At 57.5% G+C, this 23,794-nt stretch carries 21 protein-coding genes and 2 pseudogenes; 9 read left to right on the top strand and 14 right to left on the bottom strand.

Features of this window, described 5'->3' with window-relative positions; all coding sequences use genetic code 11:
* Positions 1-6 precede the first annotated feature (6 nt).
* The 3 genes and pseudogenes from ABH944_RS05495 to ABH944_RS44625 form a co-directional block, all read right to left on the bottom strand.
* Positions 7-1,143, bottom strand: a complete 1,137-nt coding sequence (locus tag ABH944_RS05495) for a porin (RefSeq protein WP_404605282.1) — start codon at positions 1,141-1,143, stop codon at positions 7-9.
* Positions 1,144-1,295: 152 nt separating this feature from the next.
* Positions 1,296-2,579 carry an MFS transporter gene (locus ABH944_RS05490; RefSeq protein ID WP_404605284.1) on the bottom strand — a complete coding sequence of 428 codons (1,284 nt, stop codon included), beginning with the start codon at positions 2,577-2,579 and terminating at the stop codon, positions 1,296-1,298.
* Positions 2,580-2,678: 99 nt separating this feature from the next.
* Positions 2,679-3,389: pseudogene (locus ABH944_RS44625) on the bottom strand (IS6 family transposase).
* A 455-nt stretch (positions 3,390-3,844) separates the two neighbouring features.
* Between ABH944_RS44625 and ABH944_RS05480 the strand changes: the two are divergent.
* Positions 3,845-4,852 (top strand): alpha/beta fold hydrolase, encoded by a 1,008-nt coding sequence (locus ABH944_RS05480; protein ID WP_404605285.1) that lies wholly within the window; start codon positions 3,845-3,847, stop codon positions 4,850-4,852.
* A gap of 174 nt (positions 4,853-5,026) precedes the next feature.
* Here the strand turns inward: ABH944_RS05480 and ABH944_RS05475 are convergent.
* Positions 5,027-5,773 (bottom strand): annotated as a pseudogene (locus tag ABH944_RS05475) (transposase); the annotation flags it as partial.
* A 316-nt stretch (positions 5,774-6,089) separates the two neighbouring features.
* On the opposite strand from ABH944_RS05475, the gene ABH944_RS05470 reads away from it, so the two are divergent.
* Both ABH944_RS05470 and ABH944_RS05465 read left to right on the top strand, forming a co-directional pair.
* On the top strand, positions 6,090-7,595 hold the full coding sequence (locus ABH944_RS05470; protein WP_404605286.1) for a GGDEF domain-containing protein: 1,506 nt from the start codon (positions 6,090-6,092) through the stop codon (positions 7,593-7,595).
* 688 nt (positions 7,596-8,283) lie between these two features.
* Entirely contained in the window at positions 8,284-8,622 is a 339-nt protein-coding gene (locus ABH944_RS05465) for a hypothetical protein (RefSeq protein ID WP_404605288.1), read from the top strand.
* A 942-nt stretch (positions 8,623-9,564) separates the two neighbouring features.
* On the opposite strand, the gene ABH944_RS05460 is transcribed toward ABH944_RS05465, so the two are convergent.
* The 6 genes from ABH944_RS05460 to ABH944_RS05435 form a co-directional block, all read right to left on the bottom strand.
* On the bottom strand, positions 9,565-10,953 hold the full coding sequence (locus tag ABH944_RS05460; RefSeq protein ID WP_404605289.1) for a replicative DNA helicase: 1,389 nt from the start codon (positions 10,951-10,953) through the stop codon (positions 9,565-9,567).
* A gap of 142 nt (positions 10,954-11,095) precedes the next feature.
* Complete coding sequence (rplI, locus tag ABH944_RS05455) at positions 11,096-11,551, bottom strand: 50S ribosomal protein L9 (RefSeq protein ID WP_062090234.1); 456 nt, start codon at positions 11,549-11,551, stop codon at positions 11,096-11,098.
* 28 nt (positions 11,552-11,579) lie between these two features.
* Positions 11,580-11,855, bottom strand: a complete 276-nt coding sequence (rpsR, locus tag ABH944_RS05450; protein WP_047896822.1) for a 30S ribosomal protein S18 — start codon at positions 11,853-11,855, stop codon at positions 11,580-11,582.
* 2 nt (positions 11,856-11,857) lie between these two features.
* On the bottom strand, positions 11,858-12,157 hold the full coding sequence (gene priB, locus ABH944_RS05445; RefSeq protein ID WP_062090233.1) for a primosomal replication protein N: 300 nt from the start codon (positions 12,155-12,157) through the stop codon (positions 11,858-11,860).
* A gap of 46 nt (positions 12,158-12,203) precedes the next feature.
* Entirely contained in the window at positions 12,204-12,581 is a 378-nt protein-coding gene (gene rpsF / locus ABH944_RS05440) for a 30S ribosomal protein S6 (protein WP_404605290.1), read from the bottom strand.
* A 184-nt stretch (positions 12,582-12,765) separates the two neighbouring features.
* Entirely contained in the window at positions 12,766-13,677 is a 912-nt protein-coding gene (locus ABH944_RS05435) for a LysR family transcriptional regulator (protein ID WP_404605291.1), read from the bottom strand.
* Between the two features lie 153 nt (positions 13,678-13,830).
* Between ABH944_RS05435 and gcl the strand changes: the two genes are divergently transcribed.
* The 5 genes from gcl (at position 13,831) to ABH944_RS05410 (ending at position 18,967) form a co-directional block, all read left to right on the top strand.
* A complete protein-coding gene (gcl, locus tag ABH944_RS05430; RefSeq protein WP_062090230.1) occupies positions 13,831-15,606 on the top strand; it encodes a glyoxylate carboligase in 1,776 nt (591 codons plus the stop codon).
* 14 nt (positions 15,607-15,620) lie between these two features.
* Positions 15,621-16,424: a hydroxypyruvate isomerase gene (gene hyi / locus ABH944_RS05425; protein ID WP_404605293.1), complete on the top strand. Its 804-nt coding sequence runs from the start codon at positions 15,621-15,623 to the stop codon at positions 16,422-16,424.
* 18 nt (positions 16,425-16,442) lie between these two features.
* Positions 16,443-17,324, top strand: coding sequence for a 2-hydroxy-3-oxopropionate reductase (gene glxR, locus ABH944_RS05420; protein ID WP_404605295.1), 882 nt, complete (start codon positions 16,443-16,445; stop codon positions 17,322-17,324).
* A gap of 301 nt (positions 17,325-17,625) precedes the next feature.
* On the top strand, positions 17,626-18,126 hold the full coding sequence (lysM, locus tag ABH944_RS05415) for a peptidoglycan-binding protein LysM (RefSeq protein WP_404605297.1): 501 nt from the start codon (positions 17,626-17,628) through the stop codon (positions 18,124-18,126).
* Positions 18,127-18,325: 199 nt separating this feature from the next.
* A complete protein-coding gene (locus tag ABH944_RS05410) occupies positions 18,326-18,967 on the top strand; it encodes a Vat family streptogramin A O-acetyltransferase (RefSeq protein WP_404605298.1) in 642 nt (213 codons plus the stop codon).
* A 65-nt stretch (positions 18,968-19,032) separates the two neighbouring features.
* Here the strand turns inward: ABH944_RS05410 and ABH944_RS05405 are convergent, their stop codons facing one another.
* Positions 19,033-19,635 (bottom strand): hypothetical protein, encoded by a 603-nt coding sequence (locus tag ABH944_RS05405; RefSeq protein ID WP_404605299.1) that lies wholly within the window; start codon positions 19,633-19,635, stop codon positions 19,033-19,035.
* 569 nt (positions 19,636-20,204) lie between these two features.
* Between ABH944_RS05405 and ABH944_RS05400 the strand changes: the two genes are divergently transcribed.
* Positions 20,205-20,666, top strand: coding sequence for a GNAT family N-acetyltransferase (locus tag ABH944_RS05400; RefSeq protein WP_404605301.1), 462 nt, complete (start codon positions 20,205-20,207; stop codon positions 20,664-20,666).
* 33 nt (positions 20,667-20,699) lie between these two features.
* Here ABH944_RS05400 and ABH944_RS05395 read toward each other — a convergent pair whose 3' ends face one another.
* From ABH944_RS05395 to ABH944_RS05385, 3 genes are read right to left on the bottom strand one after another with little or no spacing between them, the layout of a single operon-like run.
* The gene (locus ABH944_RS05395) at positions 20,700-21,704 is read right to left on the bottom strand and encodes an asparaginase (RefSeq protein WP_404605302.1); all 1,005 of its coding nucleotides are present in this window, start codon (positions 21,702-21,704) and stop codon (positions 20,700-20,702) included.
* 60 nt (positions 21,705-21,764) lie between these two features.
* Positions 21,765-22,691 carry a CysB family HTH-type transcriptional regulator gene (locus ABH944_RS05390; RefSeq protein ID WP_062090223.1) on the bottom strand — a complete coding sequence of 309 codons (927 nt, stop codon included), beginning with the start codon at positions 22,689-22,691 and terminating at the stop codon, positions 21,765-21,767.
* Positions 22,692-22,729: 38 nt separating this feature from the next.
* The gene (locus ABH944_RS05385) at positions 22,730-23,788 is read right to left on the bottom strand and encodes a sulfate/molybdate ABC transporter ATP-binding protein (protein WP_404605303.1); all 1,059 of its coding nucleotides are present in this window, start codon (positions 23,786-23,788) and stop codon (positions 22,730-22,732) included.
* Positions 23,789-23,794 lie beyond the last annotated feature (6 nt).

Here is a 23,794-nt window from a genome sequence, read left to right as displayed (position 1 = left end):
ATATGCTTAGAAGCGAGTTCGCAGTCCAATGCGCACGCCAACCTGATTACGATTGCTCGAAGGGTTGACGTTGGTAATATCGGCCACAGCCGCATGCCCGGTTGAATCGATTCCGTTCGCCCTCATCCACGTGCCGAGAAGGTACACCAGCGTGCGTTTTGAGAGAAGATAGTTAACCCCCGCCACGGGTTGCAGATAGTTCGCACCCGTCGCACTTGTGTACATGACGCCAGCCGAAGCAACGATGTCGGGTCGAAGGTAGTAAGTGCCGTTGATTTCGTATGTGTTGAAACCGGCCTGCGTACGTTGGTTGCCGCCCACGGTCGGTGCAATCTCACGGAATCTTGTGTTCGTGTACAGAGCATCCAACGTAAGGCCGTTGATGCTCAACGAGGCACCCGCGCCAGCAATCTGCAGATTCTGGGCGGAAAGGTAGCCATTGTAGATCGGGCTATTAAAAGGGGCGCCGAATGTCTGGCTTGCAATCGGAGCCGATGTACCCTGATAGATGGATACGGCGGGGTTGTTGACATTCATGTATGCACCACCGAGCGAGAAAACACCGGCAGCAAAGTTAAATCCCGCGCCGTAGATCCGGTCTTTTGCCGTACTCCCTGGTTGCCCACCGAAGCTGTAAATACCTTCAGCCGTCAATCCACCAAATACAGGGCTCACGTACTTCACAGAATTGTTCACGTGCCAGTCACCCCACACATTGTCCACATCACCAGCCCGTGCACCGTAGGATCCTCCGAAATACACTGCGGAACTATAGGCCTGGAGGTCGTCCACCATCGTGTCATATTGGTTACCTAGCGTCAGCGCGCCGAACTTGCCCTTCAGCCCAACCTGAGCTTGCCGTCCGAACAGCGCTCCGTTTTGCCCCAAGACACCGTTAGCAGCAGTGAACCCGTTCTCGAGCCAGAACGTGGCCTGAAGCCCCTCACCAAGGTCTTCTGCACCCTTGAAACCGAAGAAGCTGCCACCGCGTCCATTGATCATCTGGACCGCACTGCCCCCCTTCTGATTATTGGTATATCCAATCCCCGCGTCAATGTTCCCATAGAGGGTCACGCTCGACTGGGCCCGACAGAGGATGGGAACGGACACAATCGCAATCGCTGCGAAAATCGTTGGCTTCAAGATTAATCTCCGATCTGGTGTTTATAATTTGTACTACTTATTATTTTTAGTAATTTATCTACGGTTTCCGTACAACCAATGACTCCTGCCACCGTCGAGAAGCTGGGCCTGTTACGCCGTGACTATTTGATCGACACGATTGCCGCTCAGAGTCATTTTGTCGGCGCCATCACACCCGACCTTTCTCGATTTGGCGCCTCCTCTATTAGATTCGCTGCGAGCCCTTCCCTGACGGCGAGGACTGCAACGCCGCCCACAATCGGTCCGATAGCCAATGTCATAAACGCCAGATTAAAGGAGTGTGTCGACTGAAAGACCATCCCGACGGCCAGAGGAACGAGCACTGACCCAACCTGAAACGCCGCATTACTCACGCCGATGGCACTCGCTGCAAGTCTGACTCCCACGATCTCGGTAATGATCGAAGCGATCAATGCGCCCCATCCGAACGTCATTACTCCAAGAAGAGCTGCAGCAATTTCGAGTGCCTGAAGAGACTTAAGGTGTCCGAAGACAGATAATCCGCACCCCATCGCTAGCAGGACGAACGCCGTCAGCCACTTGCGAGGTCCGCCAATCCAGTCAGAGAGCATCCCGACCATGGGCGCACCAATCAGAGAGACTGCACCGAACACCGTGCTGACGGTCCCGGATTCGACGCTGCTAAGCCCAAGACCTTTTTGCATCAGCACGTTTGCCCAGAAGACAAATCCGATGCTGCCCCAGCACGCCCCAAAACCCGCGATAGTTGTTAGCCAGAGATTCTTGTTACGGAAAAGCGCTAGAACCTCCTTTGCGGTGGTTCTCTTTTGCAGCACCGCTTTGCCGGCAGGTGCGTTCCGCAACATAAGTGCGCAAAGGACTGCAACCAAAGCCGTAGAGATGCCTAGAGCATGGTAAATCATGCTCCATTGCGCGAACCGAAGCGCCCTGGGAATCGAGGTGTTCGCCACAACGACGCCAGCGGACATCGAAGTCAGGATGATGCCGACCGCCCGCGCGCGGTGCCTGACATCGAACCACCCAGCAACCAGTTTGACCGCGCCCGCGTAGTCGACACCAGCAGCAAGTCCCATGAGACACTGAATCACGACACCGTACGTTACCGAATTGGCATAGCCAAACGAGAAGGTCAAGGCACCAAGCGGGAACAAGGCTAGCGGTAAGGAGAGACGAGCGCCGATCCTGTCGGTCAGAAATCCCGTGACCGCGTTAGCAGCGACGTACCCGATATAGAAGGACGTCACAAAGCAGCCCAACGCAGCCACGGGCAACCCGAACGTCGCGCTTGCCGACGGCGCCACGTTCGCCCACGCCAGACGATCGATAAAGGTCACGAATGTCGCCAGCCAGGCCAAAGCAAGAATCACCCAGCGATAGCTGGAAGGTGGCGAATTGTCAGTCCGAAGACTGACTCGAGAATGGCTAGCATTCATATTGCGTCCCTATGTCGCTGGTTATACTGAGTAACGGTGTTTCTGATTGTGTTCCAGTTCCTCCCAGAGAACAACATCGGGTTTTCCTTGAGTTTCCCACTAGCGGAGCGAGCCGTGGATCCAAGAGATTCTCGTGATAGCAACTACATAATTGAGCTTTCCCACGTCTCGAGGAGCTTGGGTGCATAGCGCGCGTTTTCGCCGCGCGTTCGCGTGGTAGCGGCAATGCATGAACAGATTGCCCACCTGATCATGAATCGAAGCGAAACGTTGCAGTTGACGCGCTGATTTGAAGCGGCGCATGACCTTCTCGCATATCCGTGTTGGCTGGTGCGAATTTTCCGCTCGGTTGTTCAGCCCCTTGTGCTGGCGGTGTTTGACGTTAATCCTCAGATCCCTGCTCGCCGCCGCCTGGCACTAAAGCTTATCGGTGTCAGCATACGTGCCGCCACCCATACTTCTTTAGCGGCTTGCGCATGAGCGTCCTGGCCGCGTGCCTGTCGCCGGCATTGCGCCAGCAAATCGAGTACCACGCCATGCTTGTCTACCGCGCCACAGCCAGCGCCTCTTGCTGTTAATCGTGACGACCACTTCATCCAGGTGCCACTTGCCGCTCCGGCCCAAAGTTGTAGAGTGGATGCGCCGGGCAATGCTCAGCCCAAACTTCACCGTCCAGCGCCGCATCGTCTCGTATGTAAGCTCAATGCACGCGCTGCCAGCAGTTCCCACGACCATGCGCTCGTTGAGCGGGAGACAGTAGTACAACCACACCGCATAGCTCATCACATCTGGCGGAAAGCGATAGCCCAAGACTGCGGGTTAGCGGTGACAGGCATGTATTGCTGGGTCGCTGGTTTCATAGCCGACGTTATCGCCGCATCCACTGCAAGCTCCCCGAAAGTTGACAGCACTCGGCGCCGTGCTCCTAGTACCTTACGTATGTTGATCCGAGTGTCAACGAGCTCGATCCTTGTTTCCGCTTTTTCTGCTCAAACCGACTTCAGGCCCCCTCCTTCAGGAAAGATTGAAGATAAGCTTGTTCTTATTTATGATTATGTTCATATTTGGAAACATTGAATACTGAAGCGGCAAAACTGCTCTAACCGTGATCCATCGATGAACTTGTGGACTAAGGTGTTCCAGGATTCGTCGCAGGTTATGAAACATCGTTGCCCCCCGCAAAAGCGGTCAACCCCGCGGGGTCGCGCAATCCAACACAAGATCAGAGTGATATGTCAATCTGTCAACGCACGCGGTGCCTTTGCATGAAAACCATATGGATTTGGGTAACGCTAATGCTGGCGGTAGGTAGTGCATCAGCGCTACCACCGTCAGGGGACGCGATGAACGGCCTCGGGAGCAGCGATGAGCTGCCGCCTCCGCTCGTTGTTCACCATGAGCGGCGTTGGGTAAATGGCGTCCGAATTCACTTCGTCACTGCCGGGAGCGGCCAACCGGTATTGCTCATTCACGGATGGCCCGAGACTTGGTACGCGTGGCGTAAAGTCATTCCACGATTGGCCGGGAGGTATTTCGTCATAGCACCTGATATGCGAGGGATGGGAGACTCCTCGAAGCCCCTTGAGGGCTACGATAAAAAATCAGTTGCCACAGATCTTCATGAGTTGGTCCGGTCACTCGGCTTTGATCGCGTTCTTTTGGTAGGCCACGATATGGGTGGTCAGGTTGCGTACACGTATGCGGCGCAGTGGCCACAGGAGGTTCGAAAGTTTGCATTTATCGAAAGTGGGTTACCTGCATTCGGCCAAGAAGCATCAATGGACGTTGCTAAAGGGGGAAGTTGGCATTTTGGCTTTAATATGCAGGGCGATTTGGCTGAGGCATTGGTGCGTGGGCGAGAACGCCTGTTTCTCGAATACTTGTTTAAACGAGATAGGATAGGTCTAGTTGATCCAACCGCGGTTTCGGATGCGGACTTGGAGATTTACGCGGACGCATGGAGGCAGCCTGGCGCGCTTCGCGCATCCTTCGCCTACTATCAGCAGTTGCTCGGGCAGGACACTGCCGATAACAAAAGATTCGGTGCAACGAAATTGCCGATGCCAGTGCTGGCAATAGGCGCGGAGTATGGCTACAAGGATAGTGCTGAAAGAACGATGCAGGCGGTAGCCCTAAATGTTCAGGGGGCGATAATCTCGAACAGCGGCCATTACATCCCCGAGGAGCAGCCTCTAGCATTGGTGAGGCTCCTTCTCGATTTTTTTGCCAATGATGTCAATCGAAATGCTAAAAAGCAAGGCGCCAGCCAATGAGGGGTGGCCTCAAAATTCGAACGGTTACGTATGACGGGCGGGTAGGACTGGAGACAGTCCCGAGGCTCTGCCTTTGCTGGGTGAACTGGAACCTGTCAGGCTGGCTGCCGACAAGGCCCACGATTCGAACGCGATCCCGCACCATCTGGAATCGGCAGGCATTCAAGCCTTCATCCCCAGTCGCGTCCTGGAGCACGCGTCGGGATCAGTCATCGAGAGTTGGCCATCAGGCTGGGTCTTGAGTTGTTCCCTGATCTGATCGAGAGTTCGCATCTTCTCGCGTAAGCGCGCGATCTTTTCTTGCAATCCAGTCATCTTCGCTTCCAGCTTGGAGGGTTGCGTACGATCGGCAGTCTCCAGTGCGTTCAGATACCGCTGGATGCTCTCCTCGATCTGCTTCTGGCGCTTGTCGACCGTACCTTCGGTAAAATTGCGATCGCGTGTATTGACTGGCTTGAATTTGCTGCCGTCAATGGCGACCAGTGCTTGCGAGAACAGCTTCAGCTCACGGCACAGCATCACGAAGCGGCGACACACGTTGCGAATGCCGACGTTGTCACGACGAAAGTCAGCTATGGTCTTGAAGTCCGAGGCCAGTCGGCCCGTGAGCCACATCAACTCAACATTGCGCTGGCATTCGCGCTCAAGACGCCGGCTCGATTGAACCCGGTCCAGATAGCCGTAGATATAGATCTTCAGCAGCACGCCCGGATGATAGGACGGGCGAACTGTAGTCGACGGCTTCGCTCTATCAAAGCCCAACGATCCAAGATCAAGCTCTTCACCGACCGCCTCGATAATCCTGACTGGGTTGTCCTCTGCGACGAAGTCATCAAGGCACTCTGGAAGCAGCGTCACCTGTTTGCAATCTTCACCTTCTATGAATCGCTTCGTCCGGTCACCTAAGCTGAATGAGTTAATCCAGTTTAGGCGATCAGCATGTTTTCACACAATCTCGACCCGCAACAGTCGGTCGCATTGCTCCATAGCAGACGCCCAATGGACAGTTCGAGTGATATCGTGACTGATGCGCAGCTTGCTGGCGGTCGAGTACCGCCGACCGCCAGTTGAAGGCCGTTACGCCACTCTGCGTTCAAAAGAGCCTCAAGTTTTCGCCATGCGCGCCGTAGGTCAGAATATGTAGAATTCCTGCATAAACAAAGCAACGAAGGCATATGCCTTTCTTAATTTTTCCATTTGCCGTTCTGAACTCCGGGGTCAAACTGTGCGCCGCCCGGTGAAACTGACACATCTCGTGCTGGTCGCTGTTTCGCTCGTATGCCTGCACGTGATATGTCTGCTGGTATTTCGCGCGCAGGCAACGGTCGTCACCTATCCGTTCCTGGTGCTGGCGCCGTTGCTTGCCTGCGCCAGTTGCTGTTGGCAGGCCGCAACTGAGGAACCCGCGTCGCGTTCCCCCTGGGTTCTGCTGAGCGCCGGGACGTTTTTGTGGACGTTCGGTATTTCCCTGAGTGCATGGGAGGATATCTTCCGGCACAGTCCGCAGAGCGCCGCGTGGTTTTCCGATTTCTCATTCTTCCTGTATGGCGTGCCGGTTTTGCTCGCCATTTCGTCGGCGTCGGCGAAACAGCGTATCCCCTTCTTCATCTGGATGGACGCGGCCCAGGCTCTGCTAACCGGCTTCCTCGCATACGTCAGTATTTTTTCGGTCGTACCGTTTTCGGACACCCCGTTGGCGCCGGTCTCGGCTTCAACCCTGGTGCTGACTTACAACACCGAGAACTTCATTCTTGCCGTCGCTGCGACCTTGCGTCTCTTTGCCCAGCCGCGCGGACAGGAGCGCCGGTTTTATGTGGTCCTGTTCTGGTTCCTGTGGTTCTACGCGGTCATAGCCTATGTGTATAACAGTTGGGCGGCCGTGATGGACCTGCATTCCGTGATGGATGTGCTGGTCGATCTGCCGTTCCTGTTCCTCGCCGTGGCAACCATGGCGCCGCGCACGTTGCGCGTTGAAGCCGAGCCAGCGCCGCAAAAGCAAACGCTCGCGATCTTCGTCGAGAACGTCTGTCCGATCTTCTATACGGTGGCCCTACTCGCGCTCAGCATCTCGCTGATGCGCCAGCATTTCTATGCGGGAACGGCGGGAACTTTCACTGCCATCGTCGTCTATGCAACCCGCTCGACCCTGCTGCAGGGCCGGTACATCCGCATACAACGCGAGCTGCACGAGGCGCGCGACCGCCTCGAACAGATGGCGCTCACGGACGCCCTGACAGATACCGCAAATCGCCGTCGCTTCGACGAAGCGCTGGTACTTGAATGGAGTCGCGCTACCCGTAACCGGCATCCGCTTGCGCTGCTGCTGGTCGATATCGACTACTTCAAGATGCTCAACGACCGCTACGGCCATCCTGGAGGGGACCGCTGCCTGGTTTCCGTCGCTCGCGCGCTGCAATCCGCGTTGCCGCACAGCGGCGATCTGCTCGCGCGCTATGGCGGCGAGGAGTTCGCGGAAATCCTGCCTTCAACCGATGAAGCAGGAGCACGCCTGGTAGCTCTAACGATGCAGGAAGCGGTTCGCATGCTCAATATCCGCAATGAAACCTCGACGGGACCCTTTATGACGGTAAGCGTCGGCATTGCCGTGTTCGAACCGCCGCAAGGCGCCCCGTCAGACATCATCGAGGCCGCCGATCGGGCGCTCTACCGGGCAAAACAGCGCGGCCGCAACCGCATCGAAGCGACAGGGCAGCTCGATTTTCTGCGCAATAACACGCAGTAGCACCGATCCGCGTGTGTCGTTTCTCCAGCGCTGGACACGTTCCGGCATCACCGTTCCGTTTCGCCTCGTAGTACGCTTTGAAGTCGGCATTTTGTTGAAAGCGATTTAGCCATTCCAGAATCATGAGCGTATGTATCGCCCGTTCCAGCAGCGTAGCGAGATCAAACTGGCTATCGGAATCACTGGTTTTCACGATGTGCGAGGTCGCGGGTCGCAATTGTTGCTGGTTAACGCGAACACTAACAGTGTCAAGGTGCTGTGCTCTGCGTTCTATCGCCTTTAAGTGGGACCTCTCGTCGACGCACGAGGGCGCAAGTTGACACCGCCACTCTGTGCCAAACCGGCAGGAAACTATCGACAGGGAGGGTGTAAAGATTTCTCCAATCCTTGTCGATATACTGCCTGAAGTACCCCCACCGTGTGACAGGCTCCTCGTTCACCCCTAATGGGACTTGTCTTCCGTCCTATACAGGCGGTATCGGGTTCGCTAGCTCGACCGAAGACAGCAAATTTGATCGAACCATTGCTAAATGCGGCCGACAAGGTGCGCTGCTACACCAAGGAGCGGGCTGAAATCAGGTGGTCGCATATTCCCGCGATGATTCAGGAGTCCGGTTGATGGTAAGCAACGCTGACAATTAATGGCTGAACTGAAAGCAGGCCGAATGCGAACGCAATCCGGAAGACTATGATTCGAATCACGAGTTCCCTTCTGGCAAAACCGGCCCTGTTCATTTTCGCTGGGATTGGTATCACTCTTGCCACCACCGGCGTCACGACAGTCTCGCTGTACGAAATGAGGCTGGACGCAATGGCGCAGGCCTGCGATGCCGCAACGAACCTCGTGCTCTCCCTGCAAAAGGAGACCGAACGTAATCTCGACATCTACCAACTTGCAATGCGCGATGTCGTGACAAGTTTGGAGACCCCCAGCATCCTCCAACTCACTCCCGATGCCCGGCAAACGTTTGCGGAACGCACGGTTTTGTTTCTCTCGTCCGTATATCCCGCCATGTCCGTGGATTGAAAAGTACTTCAGACAAATATTAATGCAGTGGGACGGGTTGATCGTTCCCACTCACTCGAGACGTGTCGAACCAAGATCTTTAACTTCAAGGAAACAGCATGAAAAGGGAAGGTTCTTATGATCCTCACGAGAACCGTTTTCCCGAACCGCCGTCGTGGTCATCTCCAACGACAGTCTCATCCCGGCAAGCCAGTCCGCTCGCATCGAAACCCGAAACCGCGCAAGGAAGAGCCAACCGTCATTGCAGCGTCGCCGCACGGCCTGCGAGGTTCCCAACTAGCATTGGGTTTAATGCTCAGATTTTCTGCCGCCGGCTTGTGCCTGACTGGAACCTATGCACAGTAGTTCGTCTCAACAAGTATCCAGTTTGCGATGTGATCGATAAAGGTTCGTCCGACCGTTCGTACGCATTTCTCGCCAAGGATCCTGAAACGGTCTCTCAAGTCCATATTTCATAGCGTGCTGGAAGATGTAAATATTCTGATACCCCCCACGTACCCTCGAACTTGCAGACGCACGGGAACGATACGACGCGCCTCCCTAGGGGTTCCAGAATAACCTGCGGCCCATTCTGGCACGCCAGCATTGAACAGCGATCACGACGCACGATCTGAACCAATCAAGCGCGTTGAAGTAGCAATAGTTCGGGTCTTCTCTTGGCACCAAACAGTATCTCAGTAGATCCAAAGAAGTCCGGAAAACCCCGCAAAGCCTGAAGCTTGCGGGGTTTTTTGTCTTCTAACGTCCGATACGTTGCCCGGTGATCCGATCGCAAATGAGTACATTTTTGAGTACATCGAAAGTTCGAGTTAGGAAAATGTACTTATCATGCTCCTCACCGCGCGACAAACCCAAGCAATCAAAGCTCGCCCCAAGGCCTACGGGGTGCCCGATGGTGGTGGCCTGCGGGGTCAAATAGAACGCAAACGGGAGATAAGTTCCTTAGTCCCCGTAGAAATTCTGCGCACCGGCAAAGTTCTCGAACTTCGTGTATTGCCCCTGGAACGTGAGCCGAACAGGGCCGATCGGGCCGTTACGCTGCTTACCGATAATGATCTCGGCCGTGCCCTTGTCCGGGCTGTCGGGGTTGTACACCTCGTCGCGGTAAATGAAAAGAATCACGTCGGCATCCTGTTCGATAGCGCCGGATTCTCGCAGGTCGGACATGATCGGGCGTTTGTTCGGACGCTGCTCCAGTCCTCGATTCAGCTGCGAGAGCGCGACCACGGGGACATCCAGTTCCTTGGCGAGACTCTTGAGCGAACGCGAGATTTCGGAAATTTCCGTCGCGCGGTTTTCGCCGCCCGAACCGGAACCGGACATGAGCTGCAGATAGTCCACGATGATCAGGCCCAGCTTGCCGCATTGCCGCGCCAGACGGCGCGAGCGCGAACGCAATTCCATCGGGTTCAGACCACCCGTTTCATCAATAAAGATCTGCGCCTCGCTCATTTTCTGCACTGCGTGCGTGAGCTTCGGCCAGTCTTCGTCTGTGAGACGGCCAGTACGCATCCTGTGCTGATCGAGACGGCCCACCGAGCCCAGCATGCGCATGGTGAGCTGCGTGCCCGGCATTTCCATGGAAAACACCGCTACCGGCAGGCCATATTCCACGGCCACGTATTCGCCGATATTCATCGAGAACGCGGTTTTACCCATCGACGGGCGGCCCGCCACAATGATCAGTTCGCCGCCATGCATGCCCGAGGTCATACGGTCCAGATCGACGAAACCCGTTGGCGTACCGGTCACATCGCTGGGATTCGCGGTGTGATACAACGTGTCGATCCGCTCGACCACTTGCGTGAGCAACGGTCCGATCTCGAGAAACCCCTGCGTGCCGCGCGCGCCGCTTTCCGCGATCGAGAACACCTTCGCCTCGGCTTCGTCCAGCAACTGACGCACTTCCTTGCCTTGAGGATTAAATGCGTCGGCGGAAATTTCATCGGCAACCGAAACCAGGCGGCGCAACACCGCCCGATCCCGCACGATTTCCGCATAACGGCGAATGTTCGCGGCGCTCGGCGTGTTCTGCGCGAGCGCGTTCAGGTATGCCAGACCGCCCACCTCCTCGGCCTTGCCGGTGTTCGTCAACGCCTCGTAGACGGTGATCACGTCAGCCGGACGCGTGGTGGCGATCAGCTTGCCGATCGCCTCATAAATGATCCGATGGTCGTAGCGGTAGAAATCGCCGTGCGACATCACGTCCGCAATACGGTCCCATGCGGCGTTGTCCAGCAGCAAGCCGCCAATGACGGACTGCTCGGCTTCGATGGAGTGCGGCGGGACCTTCAGCGCATCCAGTTGGGGATCTTTCGACGGTGCGTTCATGGGGAGGAATTATCGGCGAAATGACGGGCGGCGGCGAGGCCGGAAAAACAAAAAGGCGAGAACCGCTCGCGGTTCCCGCCTTTCTTTTACTACGGCTTTACTTTTGCTTCGTTGGCAGGGCTAAGCCCGGCCGGCAAAACACTTAAGCGTGTTCGCCGAGCACCGACACCGTGACGTCAACAACCACGTCGGTGTGCAGTGCAACCTGGACGGCGTGATCGCCAACCAGCTTCAGCGGGCCGTCGGCCAGACGCACTTGCGACTTTTCGACTTCAGCCAGGCCTTGCTTCTTCAGCGCTTCGGCGATGTCCGCGTTCGTCACCGAACCGAACAGACGGCCGTCGACGCCAGCCTTTTGCGAGATCTGAACGGTCGCGCCGCTCAGCTTTTCGCCCAGAGCCGTTGCAGCTGCCAGCTTTTCAGCGGCAACCTTTTCCAGGTCAGCACGGCGCACTTCGAATTCGGCGATTGCGTCCTTCGTTGCACGGCGAGCCTTCTTGCCCGGGATCAGGAAGTTACGTGCGTAACCGTCCTTGACACGAACGATGTCGCCCAGGTTACCCAGGTTGACGACTTTTTCCAAAAGAATGATTTGCATTTGGCTTTTTCCTTATTGCGTCGTCTGATTAGGCCTTGTGCAGGTCGGTGTACGGCAGCAGCGCGAGAAAACGAGCGCGCTTGATAGCCGTATCGAGCTGACGTTGGTAGTGAGCCTTCGTTCCTGTCAGACGAGCCGGCGTGATCTTGCCGTTCTCACCAACGAAGTCCTTCAGCGTTTCCGTGTCCTTGTAGTCGATGTACTCGACATTAGCCGCGGTGAAACGGCAGAACTTCTTGCGCTTGAAGAGCGGGTTTTGTTGCTGACGACGTTTGTCGAATTTCTTACCAGTCGGGCGGGGCATGTTCAGTCCTTTCCAATATCCTGCAATTCTGTGATGTGAAACACCAGGGTTCGCGCGTTGCGGCTTTTCTTGGCCATGAAGCCCGTAAAGAGCGTTTCTACGCCCATTGTCAGGCCTTCCAGCTTGCCGCTCGCAGCACCGGCCGCAACCGCCGGGAGTGTCAATTCGATCTGGCGGGGAATGCCCGCTTCGACGACTTCCGTACGGTGATGCAACGTGCAGCTTGCTATGGGGACGCCGGCGGGGGTGTACCGCACCGGTTCGCGTTCCACGACGCTTGCTGTCAGTTGCAGCCGGTTCACTTGATTCCTGGTGGCTTGACGACTTTCAGAGTCGCCCTAGCTAAAATTAGCTTGCCTGCGCTTCAGTCGACGGCTGGCTGGCCGCCTTCTTGGCTTCTTCGCGGTGCACTTCCTTCATCATCGGCGACGCGCCGGTTTCGGCCTTCTTCATCTTGACAATAAGGTGACGCAGCACGGCGTCGTTGAACTTGAACGCGTGTTCCAGTTCTTCGAGCGTTTCCTGGCTGCATTCAATGTTCATGCACACGTAGTGAGCCTTCGCGAGTTTCTCGATCATGTAAGCCAGCTGACGGCGGCCCCAGTCTTCGATGCGATGGACCGAACCACCGTGAGTCGTGATCGTGGTTTTGTACCGTTCGATCATGGCGGGCACTTGCTCGCTTTGATCCGGATGCACGATAAATACGATTTCGTAATGACGCATTGTTACTCCTTGAGGATATAAAGCCACCCGGGCGTCGGACCGGTGCGGCAAGAGAGAAGCCAGCCATTATAGCGAGATTCAGTCAGCCACACAACTGATTTACGCATTTCGCGTATTACTTCCGCTGTGTTTTCAAGGGCTTAGCGCCTATAGGCGGCAGACCTCCCCGGACAGGCCGGGAAACTTATCTTTCGCGGCTCCAATAGTCCGGCTGCGCGTAGATTTTCTTCAAATAATCAATGAAGTAGCGCACTTTCGCGGGCACGTAGCGCTGCTGCGGATAGACCGCGAGGATGTCGTAGTCGGGCAGCGCGAACTCGTCCAGGACTGTTTCCAGTTCGCCATTTGCCAATTGCCGCTGGATTTCCCAGGTCGAGCGCCAGCCAAGCCCGTGCCCCTCCGACACCCACCGGTGCAGCAGTTCGCCGTCGTTGCAATCCAGGTTGCCCGAGACACGCACCGTAACGAGTTTCCCGTTGCGGCGGAAATACCAGCCGCGGTTCTGCCCGCCCTGCAAATTGAACGCGAGGCAGTTGTGGCGCGGCAGGTCATCGAGTGATTTCGGCTTGCCGTGTTTCTTGAAATACGCCGGCGTGCCGCAGACCACCCGGCGGTTATCGGCGAGTTTCACCGCAACGAAATTCTGATCAACCGCCCCGCCGATACGGATCGACAGGTCGTAACCCTCGCGGATCAGGTCGGCCACGCGGTCGTTCAGGTTGAACGACATCTGCAACGCGGGTTTATCGACGAGAAAACCGGGCGCGTGCGGCGCCACGTGCATTCGGCCGAACGCCGCCGGCGCCGAGACAATCAGATGGCCGTCGACCGTGCGCTGGCCATCGGCGAGTTCGTCTTCAGCCTGGTTCCAGTCAGCGAGCAGTCCACGGCAGCGTTCGAGGAACGCCGCGCCCTCCTCGCTTACCACTAGACGGCGCGTCGACCGGTACATCAGCTTGACGCCCAGACGCTTCTCCAGCGCGTCAATACGCCGCCCCAAAATGACCGGCGACACCCCTTCCTCGAGCGCCGCCGCAGCCAGACTGCCGGCCTCGGCGACTTTCACGAACGTCTCAATCTGCCTGAACCGGTCCATTTGGCTGTCTCCATTGTTCATCCGTTCCATACTTTTTGTATCGGATCAAACGACTCTGGCTGATCTTATCAACACTCCGGCATACGCATAAAGTCCCCTCAACGACATTGCGCAAGGGCGTGATGCAGCAGAACACAATGGAAGGAGACACTCATGACAAAAATGCGAGCAGTCGACGCAGCCGTTCTCGTGCTGGAAAAAGAAGGGATCGAAATGGCGTTCGGCGTTCCGGGCGCGGCGATCAACCCGTTTTACTCCGCCTTGCAGCGGGCCGGCAGCATCGGCCACGTGCTGGCACGCCATGTGGAAGGCGCGTCGCATATGGCCGAAGGTTATACGCGGGCGGCGCCGGGCAATATCGGTGTGTGTATTGGCACGTCGGGACCGGCGGGAACGGACATGATCACCGGCTTGTATTCCGCCCAGGCCGACTCCATCCCTATTTTGGCGATCACCGGCCAGGCGCCGCGTGCGCGTCTCTATAAAGAAGACTTCCAAGCCGTCGATATTGAATCGATCGCCAAGCCCGTGACCAAGTGGGCAGTGACCGTGCGCGAACCGGCGCTCGTGCCGCGCGTGTTCCAGCAGGCATTCCACCTGATGCGCTCGGGCCGTCCCGGTCCGGTACTGGTCGACCTCCCGATCGACGTGCAACTCGCGGAAATCGAGTTCGATATCGACACGTACGAACCCCTGCCCGTCTACAAGCCGAAAGCAACGCGCGCCCAGGTCGAAAAAGCGCTGGCCATGCTGACGGCATCGGAGCGCCCGTTGATCGTGTCCGGCGGCGGCGTGTTGAACGCAGCGGCCGAGGATCTGCTGGTCGAATTCGCTGAAATCATGAACGTGCCGGTGATCCCCACGCTGATGAGCTGGGGTGCAATCCCTGACGATCATCCGCTGATGGCCGGCATGTGCGGTTTGCAAACGGCGCACCGGTACGGCAACGCCAGCATGCTCGCGTCAGACTTCGTGCTCGGTATCGGCAATCGTTGGGCGAACCGCCACACGGGCAGCGTAGAGGTTTATACGAAGGGCCGTACATTCGTGCACGTCGACATTGAGCCGACGCAGATCGGCCGCGTGTTCGGACCGGATCTGGGCATTGTCTCCGACGCTAAATTCGCGCTCGAACTGTTTGTCGAAGTGGCGCGCGAATGGAAGGCCGCGGGCAAGCTGAAGGATCGTGGAACGTGGGTCGGCGAGTGCCAGGAACGCAAGCGCACGATGCATCGCAAGACGCACTTCGACAACGTCCCGATGAAACCGCAACGCGTCTACGAAGAGATGAACAAGGTCTTCGGCCGCGATACCTGCTACGTCTCGACGATTGGCCTTTCGCAGATCGCAGGCGCGCAGTTCCTGCATGTGTACAAGGCCCGCAACTGGATCAACTGCGGCCAGGCCGGCCCGCTCGGCTGGACCATTCCGGCAGCGCTCGGCGTGCGTGCCGCGGACCCGCAACGGCCGATCGTCGCGTTGTCCGGCGACTACGACTTCCAGTTCATGATCGAAGAGCTTGCGGTTGGCGCGCAATTCCGCCTGCCGTACATCCATGTTGTCGTGAATAACTCGTACCTCGGCCTGATCCGTCAGGCACAGCGTGGCTTCGACATGGACTATTGCGTCCAGCTCGCTTTCGAGAACATCAATGCGCCCGACCTGAACGGTTATGGCGTCGATCACGTCGCAGTGGCCGAAGGACTCGGCTGCAAGGCGGTGCGCGTCTTCAATCCGGAAGACCTCGCCCCCGCTCTTCGCAAGGCACAGGGCATGCTCGCGGAATTCGGCGTGCCGATCATCGTGGAAGTGATCCTGGAGCGCGTCACGAACATCGCGATGGGCACGGAGATTGATGCGATCAATGAATTCGAGCCGCTGGCCGAAAGCCAGCAGGACGCGCCCACGGCCATCGCGCATAACGCCTGAGAGAGAACAAAACCATGCCGAAATTTGCTGCAAACCTGACCATGCTGTTCAACGAGGTGCCGTTCCTCGACCGCTTCGCAGCAGCAGCGGAAGCGGGCTTCGAAGCGGTCGAATTTCTGTTCCCGTATCCGTACCCGGCAGCAGACCTGCGTCAGCGTCTCGATGCGAACAACCTCGAGCTCGTGCTGCACAACCTGCCTGCCGGGAATTGGGAAGCAGGCGAGCGCGGCATCGCGTGCCTGCCCGATCGCCGCGAAGAATTCCGTGAAGGCGTGACGCGGGCAATCGAGTACGCAAAGGCGTTGAACGTGCCGCAACTCAATTGCCTCGTTGGGATTGCGCCGGCATCGGTGAGCCGTGAGGAAGCGCGGGCGACCATCGTCGAGAACTTGAAGTTTGCGGCCGCTGCGTTGAAGAAAGAAGGCATCAGGCTGCTGGTCGAGCCGTGCAATCACTTCGATATCCCCGGCTTCGCGCTGAACCGGTCACAGGAAGGGCTGGACGTGATGCGCGACGTGGACTCGGACAACCTGTTCCTGCAATACGACATCTATCACATGCAGCGCATGGAAGGCGAACTGGCTGCCACGATCAAGCGCAACCTGCCGTCGATTGCGCATATTCAACTGGCCGATAACCCCGGCCGCAACGAGCCCGGCACGGGCGAGATCAACTATCCCTTCCTGTTCTCGTTGCTCGATTCGCTGGGCTACGACGGCTGGATTGGTTGCGAGTACAAACCGCGCGGCACGACTGGAGCAGGCCTTGGCTGGCTGCAGGAAATCGCCGGCTGGAAGACTGCGCGAGCAGTGGCATAACTGGAGGAGACACACGCAATGGCAACAATCGGATTTATCGGCCTGGGCATCATGGGCGCGCACATGGCGCGCAATTTGAAGAAAGCGGGCCATTCGCTGGTGCTGAACGGCGCGTATCCCGTGCCGGACGACCTGCGCTCGCTGGGTAAAGTGGTTGCCAGCTCGACCGACGTCGCCCGGACAAGCGAAATCGTCGTCATCATGGTGCCGGACACGCCCGATGTCGCTAACGTCCTTTTCGCCGAGGACGGCGTTGCGCAAGGTCTGGAAAAAGGCCAGCTTGTTATCGACATGAGTTCGATCTCGCCGATCGAGACGCAAGCGTTCGCGAAGAAAATCAACGCGCTCGGCTGCGATTATCTCGATGCGCCTGTGTCAGGCGGCGAAGTCGGTGCGCGTGAAGCGTCGCTGACCATCATGGTAGGCGGGCCGGAAGCGGCGTTCGAACGCGCCAGGCCGCTCTTCGATGTCATGGGCAAGAACGTGACGCTCATTGGCGATAACGGCGCCGGACAGACGTGCAAGGTCGCAAACCAGATCATCGTCGCGTTGAATATTGAAGCGGTTGCCGAGGCGTTGCTGTTCGCGTCCAAATCCGGTGCAGACCCTGAACGCGTGAGGCGTGCGTTGATGGGTGGATTTGCGGCATCGCGGATATTGGAAGTTCACGGCGAACGCATGACGAAGCGCACGTTCAATCCGGGATTCCGTATCGAATTGCATCAGAAGGACCTGAACCTCGCGCTCGAAAGCGCGAAGAAACTGGGTCTTGCTTTGCCGCATACCGCGAGCGCGCAGCAATTGTTCAGCGTGTGCGTGGCGAACGGCGGACGCGAGTGGGACCACTCAGGAATGGTGAAGGCGCTGGAACTGATGTCGAATCATCAGGTTACCGAATGAACTGCTCGAAAACCGGCTGACACATATTCCTGCGCATAGCCGGTCGCAGAAAGTGCAATAAAGCGGGGTCCGTCAAGCGGCACCCGGTGATGACGTGGAAGCCTTGGTCGGTCAGACGTCATTGCCGGGTGTCCGCCTTGCCGGATCTTTCTTTGCTTTGTTGACTCAAGCGTGTCAAAAAATGTCCATCCACACAGTATTACAACTCCATCGGCAAAACCGAGAACTATCGGTTAGTTCTCGCGACTAAAGGGCTCGGCCTTATCGTGCCGATTCACGCGGTCATTACAGGAGTTGCAACATGGGCATTTTCAGTTTCATCAAGGACGCGGGCGAGAAGTTGTTCAGCGCCGTTTCACCGACAGCCAAGGCAGCGCCGGCGGGAGCCGCGCCGCCGGTTGATGTAGCCGCGCTCAACAAGACGGCTGGCGATGCAATTGCAGCCTACATCCGCGCGCAAGGCCTGAGCGCCGATAACCTGCAAGTCAGCTTCAACGGCGCGTCGCATACGGTCACGGTGAGCGGTCAGGCCGCCGATCAAGCGACCAAGGAAAAGATCCTCGTGGCGGCGGGTAACGTGCAGCACGTGGACAAGGTCGACGATCAACTGACCGTGCTGAACCCCACGCCCGTTTCGCAATTCCATACCGTGATTTCCGGTGACAATCTCTGGAAGATCGCCGACAAGTACTACGGCAACGGCGCGAAGAACGATGTGATCTTCGAAGCCAATAAGCCAATGCTCAAGAGCCCGGACAAGATTTACCTCGGACAGGTTCTGAGGATTCCCGCGCTGGCTTGAGGACCGGGCGAATGGTTGAATAGAAACGCGACTCGAGGGTCGCGTTTTTTGTTGCATCGGTTTTCAGGGGCAGTTTTGGCGGCGCGGCGGCATAGACCGGCAGACAGCTTTGCCAATACACTACTCGCCTACATCGAACGCTGAAGCGGGCAAAGCTTTGATGCCCGGCGAATTCGCGACCAGGTTTCGAGGAGGTCATGTGAACGGTCCTGATCCAAACAACAAACATCCCATGAAGGGATTTCCGCAAGTCTGTTTCATCAAAAATACCGTGCGCAACCCGAACATCTTGATTGGGGACTACACGTATTACGACGATCCCGAGGATTCGGAGAACTTCGAACGAAATGTCCTGTATCACTTCCCGTTCATCGGCGACAAACTGGTGATCGGAAAATTCTGTGCAATTGCCAAAGGCGCTCAGTTCGTCATGAACGGCGCGAATCACAAGCTCTCGGGCATATCCACTTACCCGTTTCAGATTTTCGGCAATGGCTGGGAAAAGGTCACACCTGCGATGAGCGACCTTCCCTATAAGGGCGATACCGTAATCGGCAACGACGTATGGATCGGCTACGACGCGCTTATCATGCCGGGAGTCAGGATTGGCGACGGCGCAATTGTGTCGTCACGATCTGTCGTCACCAGCAATGTTCCCGCCTATACGATCGTGGGAGGCAACCCGGCAAAACCGCTTAAGGAACGATTCGCGCCCGGTGTCGCTGCCAGACTCCAGGCACTGGCTTGGTGGGACTGGCCAATCGAATCGATTACCCGGCATCTCGCGCATATTGTGTCCGGCGATGTTGAGCGCCTGAGCGACTGCGCGAAGGGAGGCTGATTTTGTTCCCGGGTCAGCGCAGGCTCCGCCAAGAACGACTGAGCTGCATCAGCCGCGTTGCCTTATCAGATCATCTTTTCCCGGAGCACTGCATTCTGCGCCGCACGTCTGGTCGACAGCATATGAAAAAAACCGTGGATGCCTGCCCTCAACTCGTCCGCGCGTTCGAACTCCAGGTAAGTCACCTCACATAAATCCTCGAGCTCCCGAATGAGCGTTGTCTTGATCGGAGCATGCTTCCAGACGAGAAACAGGATCGGGGAACATTGTCCCTTGAAGATGTGATAACTCAGTTCAAAGGCACTGCTCTCGCTCATGCCAACCCTGATATTGATCAGGGCATCGGCCTGGTCCAGCAGTTTCAGCCGATAGTCACGAAAGTTCTTCGGCGTAAACGGCAGGTGACGATTACGCTCAAACGACTCCCTGAAGGTGTCCGCACTTTCAGCGCTGGTGCCGGTGAGATAGTTGAATGGACGGCGCGGGTCATTGGCAGTGTCGATTATTTGCAGTATCTGTTCGATCAAGCGCTGCTGTGACTCACCCGACTCGGTGAATGGTTGCCTGATAAATAACCTGATCGAAGTGTCGCCGACAGACGAATCAGGACTTCCTGCCGGCGGCGTTGTTTGCACAAGCGACCGATGCAGTTCCTGCAGCGAATACACAGCCATGGGATGTTTCATCACTTATCCCGTCAATCCGGGTTGCGAACCGGCGCACCCTATATTTCGACAATCTGAAAATCAAAATTTAATAGGATTACGAAATATAAAAAATAAAAGCAAAGCTCAAATCAAAGCCATGCCCTGTGTTTCCACCGGCATGCCGCTTCGCTGTTTCAGGTGATCTCAGGGACTATCAGCCTCGAAAATCCTGGCTCAAGTCTAGTGCATGGGCACGCACTCTCCAAGGGAATTCCACCGTCATTACGGTGCATCGAGAGGTTATCGCGGCAATGGTTTCGCCAGGTGAACGTGTTGCCGATTGCGACTATATTTTCTGAAACGCATATCGGCCTTTGTGCGAAATACCTCCCCACTTTTTCAGACGGCATCAACATCTGAAACACGCGAATCCGCCATTGCGTTCCCTGACTATTTCACGCGATGGCCACTTCAGGCACGTGGCTCCTGGAAAACGAGCGCGGCTGGATCTTTTTGCCTTTGCTGAAGCGCACTATGATCTCCCACACTATTTCGCACTGTTCCAATCACCTGTCAGGAAACGCACGACCATGACATCAACACTCCCTCCTCAGATCAGATCGGTGGCCGTTGCTGACTTTGATGCGTGGTTGACGCTATGGCGCGGCTATCAAGCGTTCTACAAGACCGATATCCCCATGGACACCACGCTGCGCACGTGGGTGCGAATGCTCGATCCATCGGAGCCGGTATTTGCTGCAGTGGCGGTAATGGATGGCCGCGTAGTCGGGATGGTGCACTGGATCATGCATCGGTCGTGCTGGACTGCCGGCGACTACTGTTATCTGCAGGACCTATACGTGGAACCGGATATTCGCGGAGCCGGGATTGGACGCAAGCTCATCGAGCATGTCTATGCCAAGGCCGAGGAAGCACAATGCTCGCGCGTCTGGTGGCTGACGCATGAAACCAATACCGACGCGATGCAGTTATATGACCGCATCGCGGACCGGTCGGGGTTTGTGCAGTACCGGAAGATACTGGGCGGATAGAACGCCAACGCCGGAAGTCCGGCGTCGCCACGATCAATAGGTATCGAACACGCTCTGCAGGTCTGCCGACGCGGTGCCCGCCGCCAACGCCAGCATCAGCAGCACGCGCGCCTTGTACGGGTTCAAAGCGTCTGCCGTGATCGAACCAAGTGCATCGTCCGGCGCAGCGCCATTGCGCATCACATGCCCCGCGCCTACCCGCGATGACCGCACCACCGCTACGCCTTGCCTGACAGCTTCGGCAACTGCCTGTTGAAGCGCTGAATGAAGTGAGCCGTTGCCCGTCCCTGCGATCACCAGGCCTTTGACACCGGCTGCAACGAATGCATCGATAGCTGCTCGCGACGCCCCCGCATAACTCGTCACGATCTCGACCACGGGCAGATCAGCGGATATCTGGAACGGGCTGCGCAGCGTATGCGGCCTTACCACTGCTCGCTGGAATTCCACCTGGCCGTCCTGCACCCAACCAAGCGCACCGCCTTCGGGGGACCGGAAGGCGTCGACGGCATAAGTGCTCGTCTTGGTCACATCGCGGGCACAGTGAATCTGGTTGTTGAACGCGACCAGCACGCCCTGCTTCCACGATGCCCGGCTTGCCGCCACCGTCACGGCGTTGAGAAGATTCAGGGGGCCATCGGCGGACAAGGCTGTCGCCGGCCGCATGGCTGCCGTCAGCACCACGGGCTTCTCGCTTTTGACGGTCAGATGCAGCAGGTAGGCGGTTTCCTCGAGCGTGTCGGTACCGTGCGTGATGACAATCCCGTCGATATCGTCCTGCGCCAGCAACGCGTTCACCCGCGTGCAGAGCGTGGCCCATAGCGCCGGAGTCATGTCCTTGCTGTCGATGCTCGCTACTTGCTCGGCGTGGATCCGCGCGACTTGCGAGAGCGAAGGCACGGCGCCGAGCAGTTTATCGACGCCGAGTACGCCGGCCTTGTAACCCGAGGTTTTCGAGGCATCGCCGGCCTCGCCGGCGATGGTTCCGCCGGTGGCCAGCACCGCAATCCGCGGCAATGAAGTGTGTGAGGAGTTCATGGCCGTAATTGTAGCGGAGCGGCGGCCGGCTGCTTTTCAGGCCGTTGAGCTTTTCAAGGCTCAGGCAGCTTCCCGCAATTGCGCCGCGATCTGCGCTTCATCGAGTTGCGGCGCGAACATCTCGATCAGCCTGTACGCGTACGCCCGCAGGAAAGCGCCCTTCCTCAAGCCCACGCGCGTGGTGCTGGCTTCGAACAGATGCTGCGTGTCGAGCGCGACGAGTTCGGTGTCGCGTTTTTCGTCGAAGGCCATCGCGGCCACAATGCCGATGCCCATGCCCAATTCCACGTACGTCTTGATCACGTCGGCATCGATAGCGGTCAGCACCACATCCGGCAGCGCGCCCGCTTTCGCAAACGCCTGGTCAACATGCGAACGGCCGGTGAAATCGTGGTCATACGTAACGATCGGATATTCAGCGATTTCGTCGAGCGTGATGTTCTCGCGGCCGACCAGCGGATGCCCCTTTGGCACGACCACCGTGTGATGCCACGAGTAGCACGGGAACGTGACGATATCCGGGTACCGGTCGAGCGCTTCGGTCGAGATACCAATGTCCGCTTCGCCATTGATAATCATCTGCGCGATCTGTTGCGGGCTGCCCTGACGCAACGCGAGATGGACCTTCGGGAACACTTCCGTGAACTGGCGGATCACTTTAGGCAACGCGTAACGCGCCTGCGTGTGGGTGGTAGCGACCACCAGATGACCGTTGTCCTGATCGGCGAACTGGCGGGCCACGCGGCGCAGGTTCTCGGCATCGAGCAGCATCCGCTCGATCACCTGATGCACCTCTTTGCCCGGCTCGGTCAGACCCGTCAAGCGCTTGCCGCGTCGAATGAAGATATCGACGCCGAGTTCGTCCTCGAGGTCCTTGATCTGCTTCGATACACCCGATTGCGACGTATAAAGCACGTTCGCGACTTCCGTCAGGTTCATGTTTTGCCGGACCGCTTCGCGTACGAAACGCAATTGCTGGAAGTTCATGTCAGCCTCTCTTTTTCAGTATGCTTGATTCAGTAAGCTCAATGCGCCGGGAACACGCGCAGAACACGCGGCACGGCGGTCACGCCATCGCCGATATTCAGATTCAATCCACGCCAGGTTTCGCGATCCAGTTCCGCTTCCAGCACATTGCCTTCGGCGCCTTCCAGGTCCACGCGCACCGAACCGCCAAGCGTGACGACACGGCGGACATCGACCACGATGCCATCGCGATGACCGCTCGCCGTCGGGAACAGCGTCAGGTCGTGCGGCCGTACGTAAGCCACCGCAGGACCCGCGAAATTCGCTTCTGTTGCGATCGGCTGCGCGGCGCCTTGCGCCACAAAACCGTTCGCATCGACACTGCCCTTGAGCCGGTTCGCCGCGCCAAGGAACTCATAGACGAACGACGTCTGCGGATGATCATAGACGTCTTGCGGACTGCCAACCTGCTCAACGTGGCCACGATTGAGCACCACGATCCGGTCAGCGACTTCAAGCGCCTCTTCCTGATCGTGCGTGACAAAAATAGTCGAGATATGCAGGTCGTCGTGCAAACGCCGCAGCCAGCTACGCAATTCCTTGCGGACCTTGGCGTCGAGTGCGCCGAACGGCTCGTCGAGCAGCAGCACTTTCGGTTCGACTGCCAGCGCCCGTGCCAACGCAATCCGCTGCCGCTGCCCACCGGAAAGCTCCGATGGAAACCGTTGCGCCAGCCAGTCGAGCTGCACGAGCTTCAGCAATTCATGCACTTTCTCGCGGATCACCGCTTCGGACGGCCGCTCCTTGCGCGGTTTCACGCGCAGGCCGAACGCCACGTTCTCGAACACGGTCATGTGCCGGAACAGCGCGTAATGCTGGAACACGAAACCGACCTGCCGCTCGCGCGCGCCCACGGCCGCGACGTCTTCGCCGTTCAGCACGACCGAACCGGTGTCCGCGTATTCCAGCCCCGCGATCACGCGCAGCAGCGTGGTCTTGCCACAGCCCGACGGCCCGAGCAGCGCGACGAGCTCGCCCGACGGAAAATCGAGCGAGACGTTATCCAGCGCGACGAAATCGCCGAAGCGCTTCTGCAAATTGCGAACGATGATGCTCATGGTGAT

Source organism: Caballeronia udeis (genome assembly GCF_044909315.1).
GTDB classification, from domain to species: Bacteria; Pseudomonadota; Gammaproteobacteria; order Burkholderiales; family Burkholderiaceae; genus Caballeronia; species Caballeronia udeis_A.
The sequence above is the reverse complement of the archived record's forward strand: the minus strand, read 5'-3'. Positions and strand labels throughout refer to the sequence as shown.

Coding starts and splice junctions, on each gene's coding strand:
- ABH944_RS05490 (WP_404605284.1), bottom strand. CDS start 2,579: ATGAATGCTAGCCATTCTCGAGTCAGTCTTCGGACTGACAATTCGCCA.
- ABH944_RS05480 (WP_404605285.1), top strand. CDS start 3,845: ATGAAAACCATATGGATTTGGGTAACGCTAATGCTGGCGGTAGGTAGT.
- ABH944_RS05465 (WP_404605288.1), top strand. CDS start 8,284: ATGATTCGAATCACGAGTTCCCTTCTGGCAAAACCGGCCCTGTTCATT.
- ABH944_RS05460 (WP_404605289.1), bottom strand. CDS start 10,953: ATGAACGCACCGTCGAAAGATCCCCAACTGGATGCGCTGAAGGTCCCG.
- rplI (WP_062090234.1), bottom strand. CDS start 11,551: ATGCAAATCATTCTTTTGGAAAAAGTCGTCAACCTGGGTAACCTGGGC.
- rpsR (WP_047896822.1), bottom strand. CDS start 11,855: ATGCCCCGCCCGACTGGTAAGAAATTCGACAAACGTCGTCAGCAACAA.
- rpsF (WP_404605290.1), bottom strand. CDS start 12,581: ATGCGTCATTACGAAATCGTATTTATCGTGCATCCGGATCAAAGCGAG.
- ABH944_RS05435 (WP_404605291.1), bottom strand. CDS start 13,677: ATGGACCGGTTCAGGCAGATTGAGACGTTCGTGAAAGTCGCCGAGGCC.
- gcl (WP_062090230.1), top strand. CDS start 13,831: ATGACAAAAATGCGAGCAGTCGACGCAGCCGTTCTCGTGCTGGAAAAA.
- hyi (WP_404605293.1), top strand. CDS start 15,621: ATGCCGAAATTTGCTGCAAACCTGACCATGCTGTTCAACGAGGTGCCG.
- glxR (WP_404605295.1), top strand. CDS start 16,443: ATGGCAACAATCGGATTTATCGGCCTGGGCATCATGGGCGCGCACATG.
- lysM (WP_404605297.1), top strand. CDS start 17,626: ATGGGCATTTTCAGTTTCATCAAGGACGCGGGCGAGAAGTTGTTCAGC.
- ABH944_RS05400 (WP_404605301.1), top strand. CDS start 20,205: ATGACATCAACACTCCCTCCTCAGATCAGATCGGTGGCCGTTGCTGAC.
- ABH944_RS05395 (WP_404605302.1), bottom strand. CDS start 21,704: ATGAACTCCTCACACACTTCATTGCCGCGGATTGCGGTGCTGGCCACC.
- ABH944_RS05390 (WP_062090223.1), bottom strand. CDS start 22,691: ATGAACTTCCAGCAATTGCGTTTCGTACGCGAAGCGGTCCGGCAAAAC.
- ABH944_RS05385 (WP_404605303.1), bottom strand. CDS start 23,788: ATGAGCATCATCGTTCGCAATTTGCAGAAGCGCTTCGGCGATTTCGTC.